Genomic DNA, 17,136 nt, shown 5'->3' on the forward strand with positions numbered 1-17,136 from the left:
TCGCTCGGCGATTCCACCTCCACCAACTCCCGCAGCCGCGCCCTCAGCCGCCCTTCGCCAGCCGAAACAACCCGCTCCAAATCCATCATTCTCATGGCAATACCCTACCGCGACTCGCTAATCCCCGCATCTCCCACCCCGCACCACGCCGACGACCTGTGGCAAATTTGCCACACTTTACTTTTCGTAATCCAGGTATACCCTTCATTTGCGGTACATTTCGCGAGATATTCTGCTGTCTACGAATCCACAACTCGAGCACACCATCCACACCCCACTGGATTTCCAGGGAGTGGGTCTGCACTCCGGCGCCGCCGTCTCCATGCGCCTCGTCCCCGCACCCGCCGGCTCCGGCATCGTCTTCCGCCGCTCCGACCTCGACAACTTCGAAATTCCCGCTACCGGCCGCAACGTGGCGCGCGTCTCCTACGCCACCTCGCTCATGCGCCAGGGCGTCCTCATCCAAACCACCGAGCACCTTCTCTCCGCCCTCATCGGCCTCGGCGTCGACAACGTCATCGTCGAAATCGACAACCTCGAGGTCCCCATCCTCGACGGCAGCTCCCTCCCCTACGTCTCCGCCATCCTCGCCACCGGCCTCAAGCGCCAGCGCCGCAAGCGTGAATACCTCCGCATCCTCAAGCCTGTCGAGGTCCGCGAAAATTCTCCCTCCGGCGACAAATTCATCGGCGTCTATCCCGGCGACGGCTACTCCATCCACTACGCCATCGACTTCCCGGAACCCATCGGCCACGATACCTTCAGCGGCGACCTCGAAGCCGGAGCCTACGCCGACCTCATCGCTCCCGCCCGCACCTTCGGCTTCAAAGAAGACGAAGCCATGCTCCGCGACATGGGCCTCATCCGCGGCGTATCCGACGACTCCGCCATCATCGTCACCCGCACCACCCCCACCCACCCCGGCACCGTCCTCAATGGACCCCTCCGTTTCCCCGACGAGTTCGTCCGCCACAAAGTCCTCGATCTCATCGGCGATCTCGCCCTCGCCGGCCGCCGCATCTGGGGCCGCGTCGTCGCCGAGCGGGCCGGCCACGCCATGCACACCGCCCTCGTCCAAAAGCTCCTCCACGACCGCTCCGCCTGGGAACTAACTCACCGTTCCGAAGCCGCCGAAGTTAAGGCAGCAACGAGAGAATCTGTGTCCTCCCTCGCATGGCAACAAGTCTGACACCGCTTCTCCAAGACATCGTCTTTCAAACATCTGTCATCCTGAGCGGAGCGCAGCGCAGTCGAAGGACCCCGAAAAACTTCGCCCCGCCCTTACCTCACGCCCTTTTCAGCCACCACACCCGGGACAGTCGCGCATGATCGCCGCCATCGCCCTCGGCTCCAACCTCCCCTCCGCCTACGGCCCTCCCGAAGCCAACCTCCATACGGCCCTCACCCGCCTCGCCGACCTCGGCCATGTCATCGCCGTCTCCACCTTCCACGCCACCGACCCCGTCGGCTATCTCGATCAGCCGCGCTTCCTCAACGCAGCCGCCCTGCTCGAAACCAACCTCACCCCCATCGACCTCCTCCACCAACTGCTCGCCATCGAGCACGCCATGGGCCGCGACCGTTCCACCGCACCTCCCAAAGGCCCCCGCATCATCGACCTCGACCTACTCCTCGTCGAAGACCTCACAGTCCAAACCCCCGAGCTAACCCTCCCCCACCCCGCGCTTCACGAACGCCGCTTCGTCCTCGCCCCCTTAGCCGAAATCGCCCCCGGCCTTCAACACCCCACCCTCCACCGCACCATCGCGGATCTCCTCGCCAACCTCCCCGCATAAAACAAAAAGCCCCAGCCATAACCTCAGCTGGGGCTCAAGTGAATCTCCTCCACGATCAGAAGGTGAAACGACCACCGATCGTCGGAGCAAAGTTGCTGTTGTGCAGATAGGGCACGCCCGGGCCATGAGGAATGGCGATGGCCATGCCGCCATAAACGAAGGAATAGGCAAGCCCGGCAAAACCATCGAAGCGCTTGGTGAAATGATGATCCATATACAGTGAACCCTCGTTAAGAGCGCCGGCGCAGGAAGCGCGGAAGCCCGCTTCAACCGAGCACGTCTGCGGAGTACGGAAGTTGTTCTGCAACTGCTCATACCAGGCAAACGTGATATCCGTCTTGTCGTCGTAAGCGTACTTCACGCCGGTCCACCAAACCCTCAGGATCTTTTCCGTATCAAGATTGTTGTCTTCGACACCGCTCATGATGTAGCCGCCCTGGTCCGAAGCACCAACGCCTAACGGGTTGTGCGGATTGTTCTGCCAGATGTATTCGAACCCGGCATAGAACTTGAAGATCTCCCCGTTATATTTGCCAGCACCCATGATGGCGTTGTTGTCGGTCACGATGCCGTAGACCGTGTCGCTCGTCGGGATCAGATTCGCCCCGGTGATCGGGTTCGTATTGATGCTATTCGTGGTCGACTGATACGGCGCCGCCAAACTCTGAGGCCCCAGCAACGGGTTCAACACGCTGATCGCCTGGTTGTAATGCTGGTAGACAGCGTCGGCCAGGAACTTGCCAAACACCCCGCCAAGGTCCCCGCCATACGCATTGTTATGCGCCGTCTCCGGTGTACAGTTGGCGGCAGTCCACGTCGCGGAGGCCGAGAAGCAGCCGCCATTCCCATCAGCAAATTTATACATCGCGGCGAGATGAACGGGCCCATAAACAAGCCGATACTTCATCGCATCATCCCAGCGGCTGTCCTCGGTATCGCCGCCGCCCGACATCGTGCCGTTATACCCGATGTACGAGAAGGCATAGCCGCCGCCCGCAGGATCGGTAACAAGCATCACATCCGTACCCAGAGAGCGTTGCCGACCGAACGTCACCGTTCCGAAAATCGTGGACGATATCCCGCCATAGTATTCGTCATTGAAGACCTGCCCCGCGCGCGCACCGTCAATCGCCATCGAATAGCTGGCCCTGGGAAGCCCGTTATTAACGATGTCAGTCTTTGACGCGTTAGCCAACAAGCCGGAATTCGGATTGATGCCACTGGAAGCGTTGAAGACCACATACCAGTCCGGGTGAAACTCTACTTTGCCGCGAATCCCAAAACCTGTCTGCTGCAGGTTGTTCGGTGCAACGAGAAACCGGTGTTGATACCCATTCCGATTCACCAATGACTCGCCCTCGTAGTTGTAGCCATTCACCGGCAGACCGTGGCTAACCCAGCCCAGGCCAATGTCATACGCCCCGTACACGGTGATGCCATGCCACGTTAGCGAGCAATCTGTGGCAGCGAACTCGTGTCCGCTTGTGCAGGGGTCCGGGGTCTTCGGCGAAGATGCCTTCTGCGTTCCCGCCTGTTGCGCCTTCGCCATCCCAGCGCCCAAAATCAAACAGACAGAAAGAAGTGCCGACGCGCAGCCAAAGCGTCCGCACCGCGAGAGATCAAATGACCAGCGATTCGTTTGCATATGTATACGATTTTACATAACGATTTTTGGATGTACTCTATGCGCCGATTTGCTTGATCAGATCTTCAGGAGACGAAATTTATGTCAGACGTAGACGTTCTACTAAAACCCCGTGAAGCCGCAGCCGCTCTGGGTGTCAGCTATCCGACATTAAAACAATGGATCCTCGCCGGCACCCTCAAGACCATCAAGACCCCCGGAGGACACCACCGCATCCCCCAAAGCGCCCTCAACCCGCTCATGAAATCCAAACCCACCACCGCCCGCAAAACCTCACGCGAACGCTTCCGCAACGTCAGCGGCCGCAATCAACTTGTGGGCACCATCACGCAGGTAAAAATCAGCGGCCTCCTCGCGCAAGTCAGCCTCAAAATCGGCGACCAGCAGATCACTTCCATCATCACCTCCGACGCCGCCCGCGAGATGCAGCTCCGCAAAGGCCAGACCGCCGGTGCCCTCATCAAATCCACCGAGGTCATGATCGTCCGCGTCTAGTTCATCAGCGCCGCAATCATCGCAGCGTCACCACCGTATCGCGCCCCTTCGAGTCCCGATACTCCACCAACTTGCCCGTCATCGTCGCTACCTTCGCTCCCTCATCCGTAACCAGAAACGCCGGCACATCCGCATCCAGCAGGCACGCCACATACGCCACGCAGTGCATCTCCACCGGCGTCCCCACACGGTCACCATGCTGGATCAACGTCACATACATTGGCGCGTTATAGTTCTGCAGCAACACGTCATTCGAATAGTTGATCAATACCTGCGCGCCCTGCTCCTTCACCCCATCGCGCACAACCGACCCCAGCGGATCCCGCACATACAGCCGCTGCCTATTCCAAACCACAAACACCACGGCCACGACCACCAGCAACAAAATAAGCTTCCTCAATCCAACCTCCCTGAAATCAGCGATTCAAATACCAACTGAGAACTAACAACTGAGAACTAACAACTACTTCTTCTCCTCGTGATACTCCTGCTCCGAATTAATCCCCCACACCGCATCCTTATCGACATACCCCGTCGCAATCCCATCCACCACCGCCATCGCCGTCAGCATCGAGTGGTCCTGATTGTTGTACTTGTGCATCCCATTCCTCCCCACCAGGAACAAGTTCTCAAAACGATCCATCCACGTCCTAAGCTCGTCAAAGCGATCATAGGTCCCAAAGTACGCCGGATACGTCTTCGGCACTCGAACCACGTGCGCATCCAACACCTCCGCCGTCTTCAATATCCCAATCTTCTCCAACTCTCCCGCCGCAAATTTCTTCAGCTCTTCGTCCGGCATCGTCCACAGCGCATCGGTCTCATAGCAGAAATACTCAAGCCCAATCCAAACCTTCGCTGGATCAGCCACCATATAAGGACTCCAGTTATTAAAAATCTGCAGCCGCCCCAGCAATACGTCCGGCTCCTGGATATAAATCCAAGTATCCCGTATGCGCGTCTTATCCGACTCCGTAACATCCAGCTTATTCGCCAGCACGCCCACCGTAATAAAGTCCCGATACTGCAGTCCCTCGCTAACCTCGCGCACATTTCCAGGAACCTCAACCTTCAGCGCCCGCACCAAATCGCGCATCGGCATCGTCGACAAAAAATAGTCCCCCTCAAACCGCCGAGTCTCCCCCCCAGCATTCACCGCCTCGACCGCCACCACACGCGTGCCCTCAACCTCCAACCCAACCACGTTCCACCCCATGGCGATCTCGCCGCCCATCGCGACAACCTTCTCCGCAACATGCTCCCACAACTGCCCCGGCCCAAACTTCGGATACAAGAACCGCTCAATCAGCGAAGTATCCGTCCCCTTCTGCGCAATATCCTTCCCACCCTCCGTCGTCGCGCGCGGCGAAAACATCTTCCTCACAAAGTGTTTCAGCGCAGTCGTCAAACTCAATCCTTTGATCCTCTGCGCACCCCACTCCGCCGAGATCGTGTCGCAAGGCGTCCCCCAAACCTTCTCCGTATAACTCTTGAAAAACGTCAGGTAAAGTTCACGCCCAAACCGATTGATCAAGAAATCCTCAAGGCTCTTCTCTTCCTTAATCGGCCGCAAGCGGCTCATCACATAACTCAAGCCGATCTTCACCATCCGCACCGGCCCCAGGTTCGACACAGTCGTTCCACTCAGCTTAATCGGATAATCAAAAAACTTCCGCAGATAATAAATCCGGCTCTTCCGCGGCCTCACCAGCATCACCAGGTCGTCACTCTCAGGAGCCGCCGCACCCACCACGGTCACGATCGGCGCATGCTCCGCCAACTCCTCCGCACTCACATCCTCGCCCGTGTCCCCCACCTTCAACGGCCCCATCCCACGCAACGGAGGCTCTTCCTCTACCGCAACCGGCACAGCCACCGTCCGCTGCTGCCCCTGGTAACTAATCTCCGCCGCACCCTCATCCGACTCCACCGGCATCAAGTCCATCCACCATTGCATCACCCGGTCGCTCTTCGAAAAAAACCTGTGCCCCCCAATGTCCATCCGATTGCCCTTATACCGAATCGTCCGCGAGATCCCCCCAATCTCCTCCGACGCCTCCAGCACAATCGGCTGCACATCCGTCTTGCGCAGAAACTCCAGCGCCGCCGTCAGCCCCGCCGGTCCCGCGCCGATCACGATCGCCTTCTTCATCTAACGCACCAACGCACCGGAACCCATCCGGCCCGCAACTTTCTCTTCATCATTCAACGCAACGCCATGCCTGCGCTCCATCCACATGCACCCTCATCCCGCGGGTCGGTGCCCCTTCAGCGTCGATAAGCGGAACTGTCAGTATATCGTCCGCCCCTACCGCAGGCTCGTCTCTTCGCTCCTCTCCACGCTCACGGCATCTAAATCGATGCACGCTATACTGATGCTGCCAGCGCCAGCAACTACCGCCGCCCGGAGCCCCTTGCCGATGTCTCAAAGTGAGCCCACCAGAATTCCGTTCGGAGAGCGGCTCCGCGCCCACCTCGCCATCGCGCGCCTCGATCACTCCATCAAGAACCTCTTCGTCCTCCCCGGCGTCATCGTCCCCCTCAGCGTCGATCCCTCCCTCTTCAATCTCCACCTCGTCAAGACCCTCGTTTTGGCCTTCGTCTCCATCACCCTCGTCGCCTGCAGCAACTACGTCATCAACGAAGTCCTCGACGCGCCCTTCGATCGCCTTCATCCCATCAAGAAAAACCGCCCTGCCGCCCGCGGCCTCGTCAGTATCCCCGCCGCCTACATCCAGTGGCTTCTCATGATGATCGCCGGCGTCGCCATCGGCCTCACCATCTCGAAGATGTTCGCCCTCATGGCCCTCATCCTCTGGATCATGGGCTGCATCTACAACTTCCCGCCCATCCGCTCCAAAGACGTTCCCTACCTCGACGTCCTCACCGAATCCATCAATAACCCGCTGCGCATGTTGCTCGGCTGGTACGCCGTAACGAGCGTCCTCATCCCGCCGGTCTCACTCCTCATCGCCTACTGGATGATCGGCTGCTACTTCATGGCGCTCAAGCGCTTCAGCGAGCTCTCCGAGCTACACAAGTCCGGCGACCACGCTCTCGCCGGCTCCTACCGCGCCTCCTTCAAGCGCTACACCCCGGAATCTCTCCTCGTCTCCGTAGTCTTCTACGCCTCCACCGCGATGCTCTTCCTCGGCGCCTTCATCATCCGCTATCGCATCGAGCTCATCCTCGGCTTTCCCTTCGTCGCGTTCACCATGGCCATCTATCTCAAGCTCTCTTTCAAACCCGAAAGCGCCGTCCAGAACCCCGAGAAACTCTATCGCGAGCCCCTCCTCATGGCCTCCTTCGCTACCACGGTCATCGTCATGGGACTTCTCCTCTTCATTCGTATGCCGCGCCTCGAACAATTCTTCGGGCCCACGCTTCCGCCCTCCACGGCTCCCGCGCCCACCTCATCGAAACGACAAAGCCCCTCTCTCCCCACCGTGCACCTCGTGGAGATAGAACACGCATGAGGCAACAAACGGCTTCGTCTCCGAAGACCCCCTCCCGCTCCTACCCATTGCTCGCCCTGTTCCTTCTTCTCTCCACCGCACTTTCGCTCGTCTGGTCGCACGTGCGCCTTATGTGGAACGACGAGTTCCTCTCTTTCTACTCCGACGGCGTAGCCACCTTTAAGCAAGTCATCCTCGTCCAGCTTCACCACCCCATCTCCCTCGACCCCCCCACCTATCACCTGCTCTCACATCTCTGCATGGACATCCTCGGGCGCAACGCAATCGCCTTGCGCCTGCCCGCTCTCGCCGGCTTCCTGCTCTTCCAGCTCTGCCTCTTCTTCTTCGTCCGCCGCCTCGCCGGAGACCGCTCCGCAATCATCGCCATGGCGGTCCCCCTCCTCACCGCCAGCTTCCGCTACTCCGTCGAAGGCCGCCCCTACGGCCTGCTCCTCGGCCTCTACGCCCTCAGCCTCCTCTGCTGGCAACTCGCCACGCTCGACGACGATATCCCCCGCAACCGCATCATCTCCCTCGCCGGCCTCACCCTCTCCATCGCCCTCGCCATCACCAGCCACTACTTCGGCGTCCTCATCCTCATCCCCGTCTCCCTCGGCGAACTCTCCCGCACCTACATCCGCAAGCGCCTCGACTTCGGCGTCCTCACCGCCCTCGCACTCGGCTTAGCCTCCGTAGTCCTCATCCTTCCCTTCCAGCGCGCCCTCATGGTCTACCGCCAGCACTACTACATCACTGGCGTTAACATCCGCAACATCAGCCAGGGCTATCGCGAACTCTTCCTCCGCTACACCACCTGGCCGATGCCCCTCCAAAAGCTCGCCGCGGCCGCAATGGTCGTTCTCACCCTAGCCCTCGCTTACGCCGCCTACCAGCGCTTCAAGCGCCGCCCGCCCACCGAGCACGCCTACACCTGGATCGCCCTCTTATCGATGGCTCTCCTGCCCCTCTTTGGATACCTCCTCGGCCGCTTCGTCACCCACACCATGGAGGTCCGCTACGTCATCGCAGCGCTCATCGCCTTCGCCGCCACCTTCGGCATCGTGCTCGAGCGCAGACTACGCAGCAACACCTTCTACTACTCCGCTCTCACCTTCATCGCAGCAGCGGCCCTCGTCATCAACACCCACAACATCCTTCAGGAGCACCGCGCCTCTCTCGCCATTCTCGCGAGCCTGCAACCCTCCCCCGCCCTCGCCACCGCGCTTGCCGCGAATCCTACCGCACCGATCTATGAGCAGAGCCTGGGCAACTTCTTCGTCGACTCCTACTACACCCCCGATCCCGCTCTCCGCGCCCGCATCACCCTCCTTTACAACTCTCAGCGCGAAATCTTCTTCCTCAAGCACGACACGTACTCCATCTCCGCAAACAATCTCCAGCACTTCACCACGCTGCCTGCCATAAATTACGATCAGTTGATAACAGCACCTGGCCCACATCTCCTCATCCAGTGGCAGGACGGCTGGAATTGGACTGACCAGGCTGCCGCCTCAGAGCACGCAACAGTCACCCCGCTTGGCCCTTCTTTCGGTGGCCAAGCCGTCGCTGTCCAATGGTCCCAGCCAAACCGTACTATGGAAATCAGCACGGCCCACTAAGCCAGAGGTTTGACATGGATCGCCCCGGAAAGCATCGACTCGTCAACATTGCAGCCGCACTGCTCCTTGCCGAGGCCGCCGCCACCTCCATCCAGAAGTTCATGCTCTTTCGCCGCGACCCGCTCGCCTTCGACGACGCGTACATGTTCCTCCGCTATGCCCGCAACATCCGCCACGGCTTCGGCTTCTCCTGGAACCTCGACAGCGTCCACACCTACGGCCCCACTTCGCTCCTCTGGAGCTTCTGCGCCGTCATCCTCAGCTACATCCCCACCGACCCATGGACGCAGCTCATCCTCGGCTCCTGGTTCTTCTCCATCGCCGCCGTCCTCGCCATGGCCTGGGCCGTCACCGCCAATGCGCAAAGTGACTGGCTACGCAGCCCGCTGCGCGCCCTCGCCCTCATCGCCGTCCCGCTCTTCGCCTCACCCTTATTCCAGGGCAACCAGTTCAACGGCATGGAGACCACGCTCGCCACCACGCTCTGCGCCCTCTTCGTCGGCCTCACCCTCCTCTGGCGAGCCGGTCGGATATCCCCTGCAATCCCTGGCGCCATCGGCCTGCTCCTCTTCCTCGCCCGCCCCGAGTCCGCACTCATCACCGTCCTGCTTCCTCTGCTCCTCTGGCTTCTGCTCGAGCACCCGCGCCCCGCACTCAAGTCGCTTCTCACGCTCTACAGCGTCTTCTTCGCCGGCGTACTCATCGAACTCATCGCCTGCCAGCTTTACTTCGGCACGCCCGTCCCTCTCAGCGTCTACATGAAAGGCGGTCACGCCTACCTCGGCTATGGCGGCGTCTGGTATCCCAGCCTGCTGTTGATCGCCTTCCTCACCGCGCTGCAACTCTTTCTTGCTGCCCTCATCCTGCTCGCTCGCCGTCGTGATGTGCGCCTGGTCCTCGCCTGCCTCCTACCCGTCCTCCTGATGGTCGCCTACCTCGGCACGGTCACCCAGATCATGGGCTTCTACAGCCGTTACTACGTTCCGTACTCCCCGCTCATCATCGTTCCCGCAATCCTCATCCTTGATCGCTGGCTCACCATCCCCACCACCGACTCCGACGCATGGTCCCGCCACACCCTGCGCAACCGTGGCGCGCTCACCGCCGTCATGTTGCTCTTCTTCCTCGTGTTCTCATCCGAGGCTGTAAAGGCCAAATTCCGCCATCACGGACACGGCCGCCACGACGTGTACGTCCCCGCCCAGTTCAACATCACCGCCAGCGCCCCGCTCCCCAACACCGACTGGAAGACCATGATGCTCGCCGTCACCGACGACCTCATCGCCCCACTCCCCCCAGGCATTACCGTCGCCTCCTCCGAAGTCGGCTACCTCGGCGAACGCGCCTCCAGGCTCAATGTCATCGACCTCGCCGGCCTCAACGACACCGACATCGCTCTCCACGGCTTCAACATGAGCCGCTTCCTCGCCCGCAAGCCAGATCTCATTTGGATGCCCCACAACGACTACACCTACCAGCGCGGCATCATGTTCTCCGATCCCGCCTTCCTCGCTCAATACGATCTCTACGCAGGCGCCGGCAACTTCGGCGTAGCTGTCCGCAAGGACTCATCCGCCCGCCCGCAGATCGAAGACCAGCTCAATATCTTCTGGTCACACCTCTACCCCGGCACCAACCCCTCCGACTACCTCGTCCACTCCGTAACCTGGAGCGGCCTCCAGCACAGCGTCCCCAACGACTAGTCGACCACATCCTCACACCGCAACCGCGGAGTGCTGGACCTTGAACTCCAGCCCCTCCGCGCCTGCATCCACCACCACGTGGTCACCATGCAGCACGCTGCCGTCAAGAATCTTCATCGCCAGCTTGTCCTGCACCATCCGCTGAATCGCCCGCTTCAACGGCCGAGCTCCATACGCGCGATCATATCCAGCCTTGAAGATCGCCTCGCGCGCCGCATCCGTCAGCTCCAGCGTAATGTGCCGATCCACCAGCATCTTCTGCAGATCCTTCAGCCGCAGATCCACAATATGCGTAAGCTGACTCTCGCCCAGAGGATGGAACACCACAATATCGTCCACGCGATTTAGAAACTCCGGCCGAAAATGCTTCCTCAGCTCATCCATCACGCGAGCCTTCGCATCCTCGAACCCATCCTCGCCCTCGGCCCAGGCCGTCGCTAACTGCCCCGCGCCAATATTCGACGTCATGATCAGCACCGTGTTCTTGAAGTCCACAGTCCTTCCCTTCGAGTCCGTCAGCCGCCCATCATCCAACACCTGCAGCAGCACATTGAACACATCCGGATGCGCCTTCTCGATCTCGTCGAACAACACCACCGCATACGGCCGCCGTCGCACCGCCTCCGTCAGCTGCCCGCCTTCATCGAAGCCAACATATCCCGGAGGCGCGCCAATCAACCGTGCCACCGCATGCTTCTCCATGTACTCGCTCATATCGATGCGCACCATCGCCTGATCATCATCGAATAAGAACTCCGCCAGCGCCCTCGCCGTCTCCGTCTTTCCAACGCCCGTAGGCCCAAGAAAAATGAAGCTCCCAATCGGCCGCTTCGGATCGCTAAGCCCGGCGCGCGAACGTCGAATCGCATTCGCCACAACCACCAGCGCCTCATCCTGACCAACCACGCGCTCGCGCAGCCGCTGCTCCATCTGCGTCAGCTTTTGCACCTCGCCTTCCAACATCTTCGACACAGGAATGCCCGTCCACTTGGAAACGATCCTCGCAATATCTTCCTCGTCGACCTCCTCCTTCAGCAGCCGCGACGCACTTCCGCCCGCCTTCGCATCGGCCACGCTCGCATCCTGCGTAGCCGTCAACTCCGCCAGCTCTTTCTCCGTCTTCGGAATCTCGCCATACTGCAACTCCGCCGCGCGCTGCAGATCACCCTTGCGCGTAGCCTCGGTAGCCTCAAAGCGCATCTGCTCCAGCCGCTCCTTCAGTGTCGCAATCTCGCCGATAGCGCCCTTCTCCTTCTGCCATCGCGCGCGCAAACCCGCCGCGTGCTCCTTTACCTCAGCAAGCTCGCGGTCCACCTCCACCAGCCGTTCGCGCGAATTCACATCGTCCTCGCGCTTCAACGCATTGCGCTCGATCTCCAGCGAAGTAGCGCGCCGCTCGAGATCATCAATCTCCACCGGCACCGACCCAATCTGAATCGCCAGCGCCGCCGCCGCCTCATCCACAAGATCAATCGCCTTATCCGGCAAAAATCGATCCGAAATATATCGATGACTCAGCTCCGCCGCCGCCACAATCGCCGAGTCCTTGATCCGCACCTTGTGGTGCATCTCGTACCGCTCCCTCAGCCCGCGCAAAATCGCAATCGTGTCCTCAACATTCGGTTCGCCCACATACACAATCTGAAACCGCCGCTCCAACGCCGCATCTTTCTCGATGTACTTCCGATACTCATTCAACGTCGTAGCGCCAATCGCCCGCAGCTCTCCCCGAGCCAGCGCCGGCTTCAACATGTTGCTAGCGTCAATCGCGCCTTCCGCCGCGCCCGCACCTACCAGCGTATGCAGTTCGTCGATGAACAAAATAATCTGCCCATTCGACTCCTCAATCTCCTTCAACACTGCCTTCAGGCGCTCTTCAAACTCTCCGCGAAACTTCGCGCCAGCCAGCATCGATCCCAGATCCAACGAGATCACGCGCTTCTCCCGCAACACCTCCGGCACATCTCCCTGAAAAATCCTTCGCGCCAACCCTTCAACGATCGCGGTCTTACCCACACCCGGCTCGCCAATCAGCACCGGATTATTCTTCGTCCGCCGGCTCAGCACCTGGATCACCCGCCGAATCTCTTCGTCGCGCCCAATCACTGGATCAAGCTTCCCGCGCCGCGCCATCTCGGTCAGATCCTTCGCATACTTCTCCAGCGCCTGAAACTTCCCTTCAGGATTCTGGTCCGTCACCCGCTGTGATCCACGCACCGCCTGCAGCGCCTTCAGGATCGCCGCATAGTCCGCACCCTCAGCCGCCAGCGCCATCTGCACCGGCTCGTTCTTCTGTTTCGCCAACGACAGCAGCAGATGCTCCGTCGACACATACTCATCCTTAAAGTTCTCGGCCTCTTTGAACGCGCCATCCAGCACCTTGGTCAGCGACGCACTCAAGCCCGGCTGCTGCGCCGCCCCCTGCACCTTCGGCAACTTCGCAATCGCCGCATGCACATTCGACTGCAACTGCGGCACCGCCACGCCCACCTTCTCCAGCACCGGACGCACCACGCCCTCTTTATCCTCCAGCAGCGCCGCCATCAAATGCAGCGGCAGCACCTCAGGATTCCCATTCTCCGCCGCACTCCCCTGCGCCACCTGCAGCGCCTCCTGCGACTTCACCGTAAACTTATCCCATTTAATCGCCATCGTTCTCTCCTGTTCCAACTAGCCTCATGCCGTTGTTTTTTCTCGCCGTCGCTTTTCTTTCCTGCCGTTGCTTTCTCTCTAGCCGTTGCTTTTCTTTCTGTCATTCCCATCGGGAATCTGCTTCTTCTCTTGCCCTTGCCGTTGCCTTTCTTTGACAATTTCTAAAAGAAATTGTCATTCCGAGCTCCGCGAGGAACCTGCTGTCTCCCGTTCTCGCCATCAGCCAAAAGCTAAAAGCTCTTCGCCACTCATCGACCTCCAGAACCGCATCCCTCGCATCGAACCGCCCAAGCGAATCAAGCCAATGCCCATGCCCAACTCCCAAACCAACTCTTCAACCGCCGAACACCAGGTAGCCGGCTCTCTTCTCTCCGCCATCCTTCTCGCCATCACCGGCGGCTCACTCGACGCCTTCATCTACCTCAACCACGGCCACGTCTTCGCCGCCGCCATGACCGGCAATGGTGTCCTCCTCGGCGTCGCCATCCTGCATCACGACTACGCCCAGGCCCTCCGTCATCTCCTGCCCATCTTCGGCTTCATCACCGGCATCTTCTTCGCCAACCTTCTCGACAAATCCCTCAAGCATCACGCGGTCACCGTAGGCCTCATCTGCGAAATCTCGGCACTCTTCGTCGCCTCATTCCTTCCCGGCCACTTCCCCGACCTCGCCTTCGTTCCCATCATCTCCATCGTCGCCGCGTACCAGATCACCAGCTTCCGCCAAGTCGATACCTACGCCTACAACTCCACCTTCATCACCAGCAACCTCCGCACCGCGGTCGATGGCTTATATGACGCCCTCACCCCCGCAAAACGCAAAGCCGGACTGCGCAAATTCCGCGAACTTTCCTGCATCGTCCTCGCCTTCCTCGGCGGCGCCATCGCCGGCGCCATCCTCTCCTCGCATCTCTACAACCACACCCTCTGGCTCATCGATCTACCGCTGGTCGCCGTACTCCTCCTCACCCTCTTCCGCCTTCACTCCACCTCCGCCAGATGAAAAAAGTGGGCGAGCCCGCTCTTCAATCGGGCCCGCCCCAAGGCATTCGCTTCTAACTTCTTATGCTCTTCAAACCTTCTTACGCCTTCGCGTTCGCCTCAACCTGCTTCTGAGCCGCCGGCGCAACCTGTACCTGGATCTGCTTCGGTTGAGCCTCAGCCTTCTTCGCAAACGAGATGCTCACCACCCCATCCGCGCTCGTCGCCTCGACCTTCTCCGTGTTCACCGTCGAAGGTAGGGTGAAGCTGCGCATAAAGCTCCCGAAACGACGCTCAATGCGATGAAAATTCTCTTCCTTTTCCTCGCTTTCGAACTTGCGCTCGCCCTTTACCGTCAGCGTCCGCCCTTCCACCCGAATATCCAGGTCCTCGCGACGAATTCCCGGAACCTCAAGCTTCAACACCAGCTTGTGGGCATCCTCGTACACATCCACCGCCGGAACAAAGTTCCCGGCAACCAACGCCTCAGACGCCTCTTCCGGCCGGGCAAAGTCCTGAAAAATCGAGTTCAGCCGATTCTGCAACACAGCCACATCATTCAAACCACTACGAAAGGGAACAAACCGAGTCAAAGTCATCGCCCTATCTCCTTGATTTCATTGAGTAGGAGTCCGGTCTTCCCGAACTCCGCACTACCTTAGACGCAAGTATAGCGCAAGAGTTGCATAAAATGTGACAGAAGCTCACTCACTTGCTCGACGGCCACCCAACCACCCGCTCAAGGTATCCTGACTCCATCTCAGGAGGCCATTCCGTGCGATCAGCCCTGGCGCTCGTTGCCGTATCTCTATTCCTTGCCCCATCCGTCGCCAGTTTCGCCCAGGTCCCCGCCCCGACCCCCGTCGATTACCTAGCTGAAACCCCCACCCGCGCGCCCCACGCGATGGTCGTCTCCATCCACCACGACGCCACCGACGCCGGCGTCGAAATCCTCCACCAGGGCGGCAACGCCGTCGACGCGGCCGTAGCTGTCGGCTTCGCCCTCGCCGTCGTCTACCCCGCCGCCGGCAACATCGGCGGCGGCGGCTTCATGCTCATCCGCCCCTCAAGCGCCCGCGGCATCGGAAAAGACGCCGCCCTCAAGCACGGCAGCCCGGTCTTCCTCGATTACCGCGAAGAGGCCCCCGCCGCCGCCAGCGCCAACATGTACCTCGACGCCCAGGGCAACATCATCCCCCAGGCCTCCATCACCGGCCCCCACGCCTCAGGAGTCCCCGGCACGGTCGCCGGCCTCGCCTACGCCGAAGCCCACTTCGGCCGCCTCACCCTAGCCAAAGTCATGGCCCCTGCCATCCGCCTCGCCCGCGACGGCTACGTCCTCTCCGCCGAAGAAGCCGCCAACCTCCAGTCCCCCAACCTCACCCAATTCCCCGCCTCCCACCGCATCTTCCAGCGCGACGGCAACTTCTACAAAGCCGGCGAAACCTTCAAGCAGCCCGAGCTCGCCAACACCCTCACCCAGATCGCCGCCGACCCGACCAGCTTCTACCACGGCAAGCTAGCCGCCCAGATAGCCGCCTTCGAAGCCGCCAACCAGGGCCTCATCACCGCCAAAGATCTCGCCCACTACGAAGTCAAAGAGCGCACCCCGCTAGTCGGCTCCTACCACGGCCTCGAAGTCCTCACCTCGCCCCCGCCCAGCTCCGGCGGCATCGCCCTCATCGAAATTCTCAACATCCTCAGCGGCTACAACCTCCCCAAAATCGGCCCCGACCGCAGCCCCGACCAAGTCCACTACATCACCGAAGCCTTCCGCCGCGCCTACATGGATCGCACCGACTACCTTGGTGACCCCGACTTCAACACCCTGCCCCTCGCCGAAATGGCCCAACCCTACTACGCCGACGCCTGGCGCAAGACCATCGACCCCCTCAAGCCCACCTCGTCCGCCGACCTAGTCCGCCCCGCCGGCTATCTCCCCGACCCCACCACCATCCTCCACCCCCAGAAAGAAGACAACGAGACCACCCACTTCTCCATAGTCGACGCCGACGGCAACGCCGTCTCCAACACCTACACCCTCAACTTCGGCTTCGGCTCCGGCGTCACCGTCGACCCCCTCGGCTTCCTCCTCAACGACGAGATGGACGACTTCACCTCCAAGCCCAACACCCCCAACGCCTTCGGCCTCATCCAAAGCGCAGCCAACGCCATCGCCCCCGGCCATCGCCCTCTATCCTGCATGTCGCCCACCATCATCAGCGATCCACCCATCACCGACCTCTACGGTCCCATCGCCAAACCCGGCTCAACCCCAACGCCCACGCGTCCCGGCAAACTCCGCTTAGTCCTGGGCTCCCCCGGCGGCTCCACCATCATGACCACCGTAGCCAACGACCTCATCAGCGTCGTCGACAACGGGCTCAACATCCAATCCGCAGCCGACGCTCCCCGCTTCCACCACCAATACCTCCCCGACGTCCTCCAATTCGAAAAAGCCTTCTCCATCCCCGCCGTCGAAGCCATGAAAGCCCGCGGCTACACCACCCGCCGAGCCGCAGAGTTCGACGAAAAATCCCAAGGCGTCTGGGGCGACAGCGAACTAATAGCCGTAGACCCCACCACCGGCGAACTCCTAGGCGGCCAGGACCACCGCCACCACTTCGGCAAAGCCGCCGGCTACTAGCTCTGCCAAGTCCCTCATTGCCTTTGTTTTTCTGGCTGTCATCCCGCAGGGATCTGCTTTTGTTTTTGCTTTGCACTTGCTTCTGCACTTGCTTTTCTGGCTGTCATTCCGAGCGCAGCGAGGAACCTGCTTCTCGCTTGCGC

The 17,136-nt window shown here is 60.5% G+C and carries 13 protein-coding genes; 8 read left to right on the forward strand and 5 right to left on the reverse strand.

Annotated elements, in window-relative coordinates:
• Nucleotides 1–235: 235 nt before the first annotated feature.
• Both lpxC and folK read left to right on the forward strand, forming a co-directional pair.
• Nucleotides 236–1,189 carry a UDP-3-O-acyl-N-acetylglucosamine deacetylase gene (gene lpxC, locus GSQ80_RS08020; protein ID WP_158787360.1) on the forward strand — a complete coding sequence of 318 codons (954 nt, stop codon included), beginning with the start codon at nt 236–238 and terminating at the stop codon, nt 1,187–1,189.
• Nucleotides 1,190–1,325: 136 nt separating this feature from the next.
• Nucleotides 1,326–1,796 (forward strand): 2-amino-4-hydroxy-6-hydroxymethyldihydropteridine diphosphokinase, encoded by a 471-nt coding sequence (gene folK / locus GSQ80_RS08025; protein ID WP_158787119.1) that lies wholly within the window; start codon nt 1,326–1,328, stop codon nt 1,794–1,796.
• A gap of 55 nt (nt 1,797–1,851) precedes the next feature.
• Here folK and GSQ80_RS08030 read toward each other — a convergent pair whose 3' ends face one another.
• Nucleotides 1,852–3,345 (reverse strand): hypothetical protein, encoded by a 1,494-nt coding sequence (locus GSQ80_RS08030; RefSeq protein WP_158787120.1) that lies wholly within the window; start codon nt 3,343–3,345, stop codon nt 1,852–1,854.
• A 177-nt stretch (nt 3,346–3,522) separates the two neighbouring features.
• On the opposite strand from GSQ80_RS08030, the gene GSQ80_RS08035 reads away from it, so the two are divergent.
• The gene (locus GSQ80_RS08035; protein ID WP_158787121.1) at nt 3,523–3,936 is read left to right on the forward strand and encodes a TOBE domain-containing protein; all 414 of its coding nucleotides are present in this window, start codon (nt 3,523–3,525) and stop codon (nt 3,934–3,936) included.
• Between the two features lie 16 nt (nt 3,937–3,952).
• On the opposite strand, the gene GSQ80_RS08040 is transcribed toward GSQ80_RS08035, so the two are convergent.
• Both GSQ80_RS08040 and GSQ80_RS08045 read right to left on the reverse strand, forming a co-directional pair.
• Entirely contained in the window at nt 3,953–4,336 is a 384-nt protein-coding gene (locus GSQ80_RS08040) for a hypothetical protein (RefSeq protein ID WP_158787122.1), read from the reverse strand.
• Between the two features lie 63 nt (nt 4,337–4,399).
• Entirely contained in the window at nt 4,400–6,088 is a 1,689-nt protein-coding gene (locus GSQ80_RS08045; RefSeq protein ID WP_158787123.1) for an NAD(P)/FAD-dependent oxidoreductase, read from the reverse strand.
• Between the two features lie 268 nt (nt 6,089–6,356).
• On the opposite strand from GSQ80_RS08045, the gene GSQ80_RS08050 reads away from it, so the two are divergent.
• From GSQ80_RS08050 to GSQ80_RS08060, 3 genes are read left to right on the forward strand one after another with little or no spacing between them, the layout of a single operon-like run.
• Entirely contained in the window at nt 6,357–7,412 is a 1,056-nt protein-coding gene (locus GSQ80_RS08050; protein WP_158787124.1) for a UbiA prenyltransferase family protein, read from the forward strand.
• The gene (locus GSQ80_RS08055) at nt 7,409–9,010 is read left to right on the forward strand and encodes a glycosyltransferase family 39 protein (RefSeq protein ID WP_158787125.1); all 1,602 of its coding nucleotides are present in this window, start codon (nt 7,409–7,411) and stop codon (nt 9,008–9,010) included. The genes GSQ80_RS08050 and GSQ80_RS08055 overlap by 4 nt, the downstream gene beginning before the upstream one ends.
• A gap of 14 nt (nt 9,011–9,024) precedes the next feature.
• The gene (locus GSQ80_RS08060) at nt 9,025–10,713 is read left to right on the forward strand and encodes a hypothetical protein (protein WP_158787126.1); all 1,689 of its coding nucleotides are present in this window, start codon (nt 9,025–9,027) and stop codon (nt 10,711–10,713) included.
• Between the two features lie 12 nt (nt 10,714–10,725).
• Here GSQ80_RS08060 and clpB read toward each other — a convergent pair whose 3' ends face one another.
• Nucleotides 10,726–13,365, reverse strand: coding sequence for an ATP-dependent chaperone ClpB (gene clpB / locus GSQ80_RS08065; protein WP_158787127.1), 2,640 nt, complete (start codon nt 13,363–13,365; stop codon nt 10,726–10,728).
• Between the two features lie 310 nt (nt 13,366–13,675).
• On the opposite strand from clpB, the gene GSQ80_RS08070 reads away from it, so the two are divergent.
• Entirely contained in the window at nt 13,676–14,368 is a 693-nt protein-coding gene (locus GSQ80_RS08070; RefSeq protein ID WP_158787128.1) for a YoaK family protein, read from the forward strand.
• Between the two features lie 79 nt (nt 14,369–14,447).
• On the opposite strand, the gene GSQ80_RS08075 is transcribed toward GSQ80_RS08070, so the two are convergent.
• Nucleotides 14,448–14,945, reverse strand: a complete 498-nt coding sequence (locus GSQ80_RS08075; protein ID WP_158787129.1) for an Hsp20/alpha crystallin family protein — start codon at nt 14,943–14,945, stop codon at nt 14,448–14,450.
• Nucleotides 14,946–15,121: 176 nt separating this feature from the next.
• On the opposite strand from GSQ80_RS08075, the gene ggt reads away from it, so the two are divergent.
• Nucleotides 15,122–16,993: a gamma-glutamyltransferase gene (gene ggt, locus GSQ80_RS08080; RefSeq protein ID WP_254059513.1), complete on the forward strand. Its 1,872-nt coding sequence runs from the start codon at nt 15,122–15,124 to the stop codon at nt 16,991–16,993.
• The last annotated feature ends 143 nt before the right edge of the window (nt 16,994–17,136 follow it).

It is taken from the genome of Granulicella sp. L46, assembly GCF_009765785.1.
Classification (GTDB): domain Bacteria; phylum Acidobacteriota; class Terriglobia; order Terriglobales; family Acidobacteriaceae; genus Granulicella.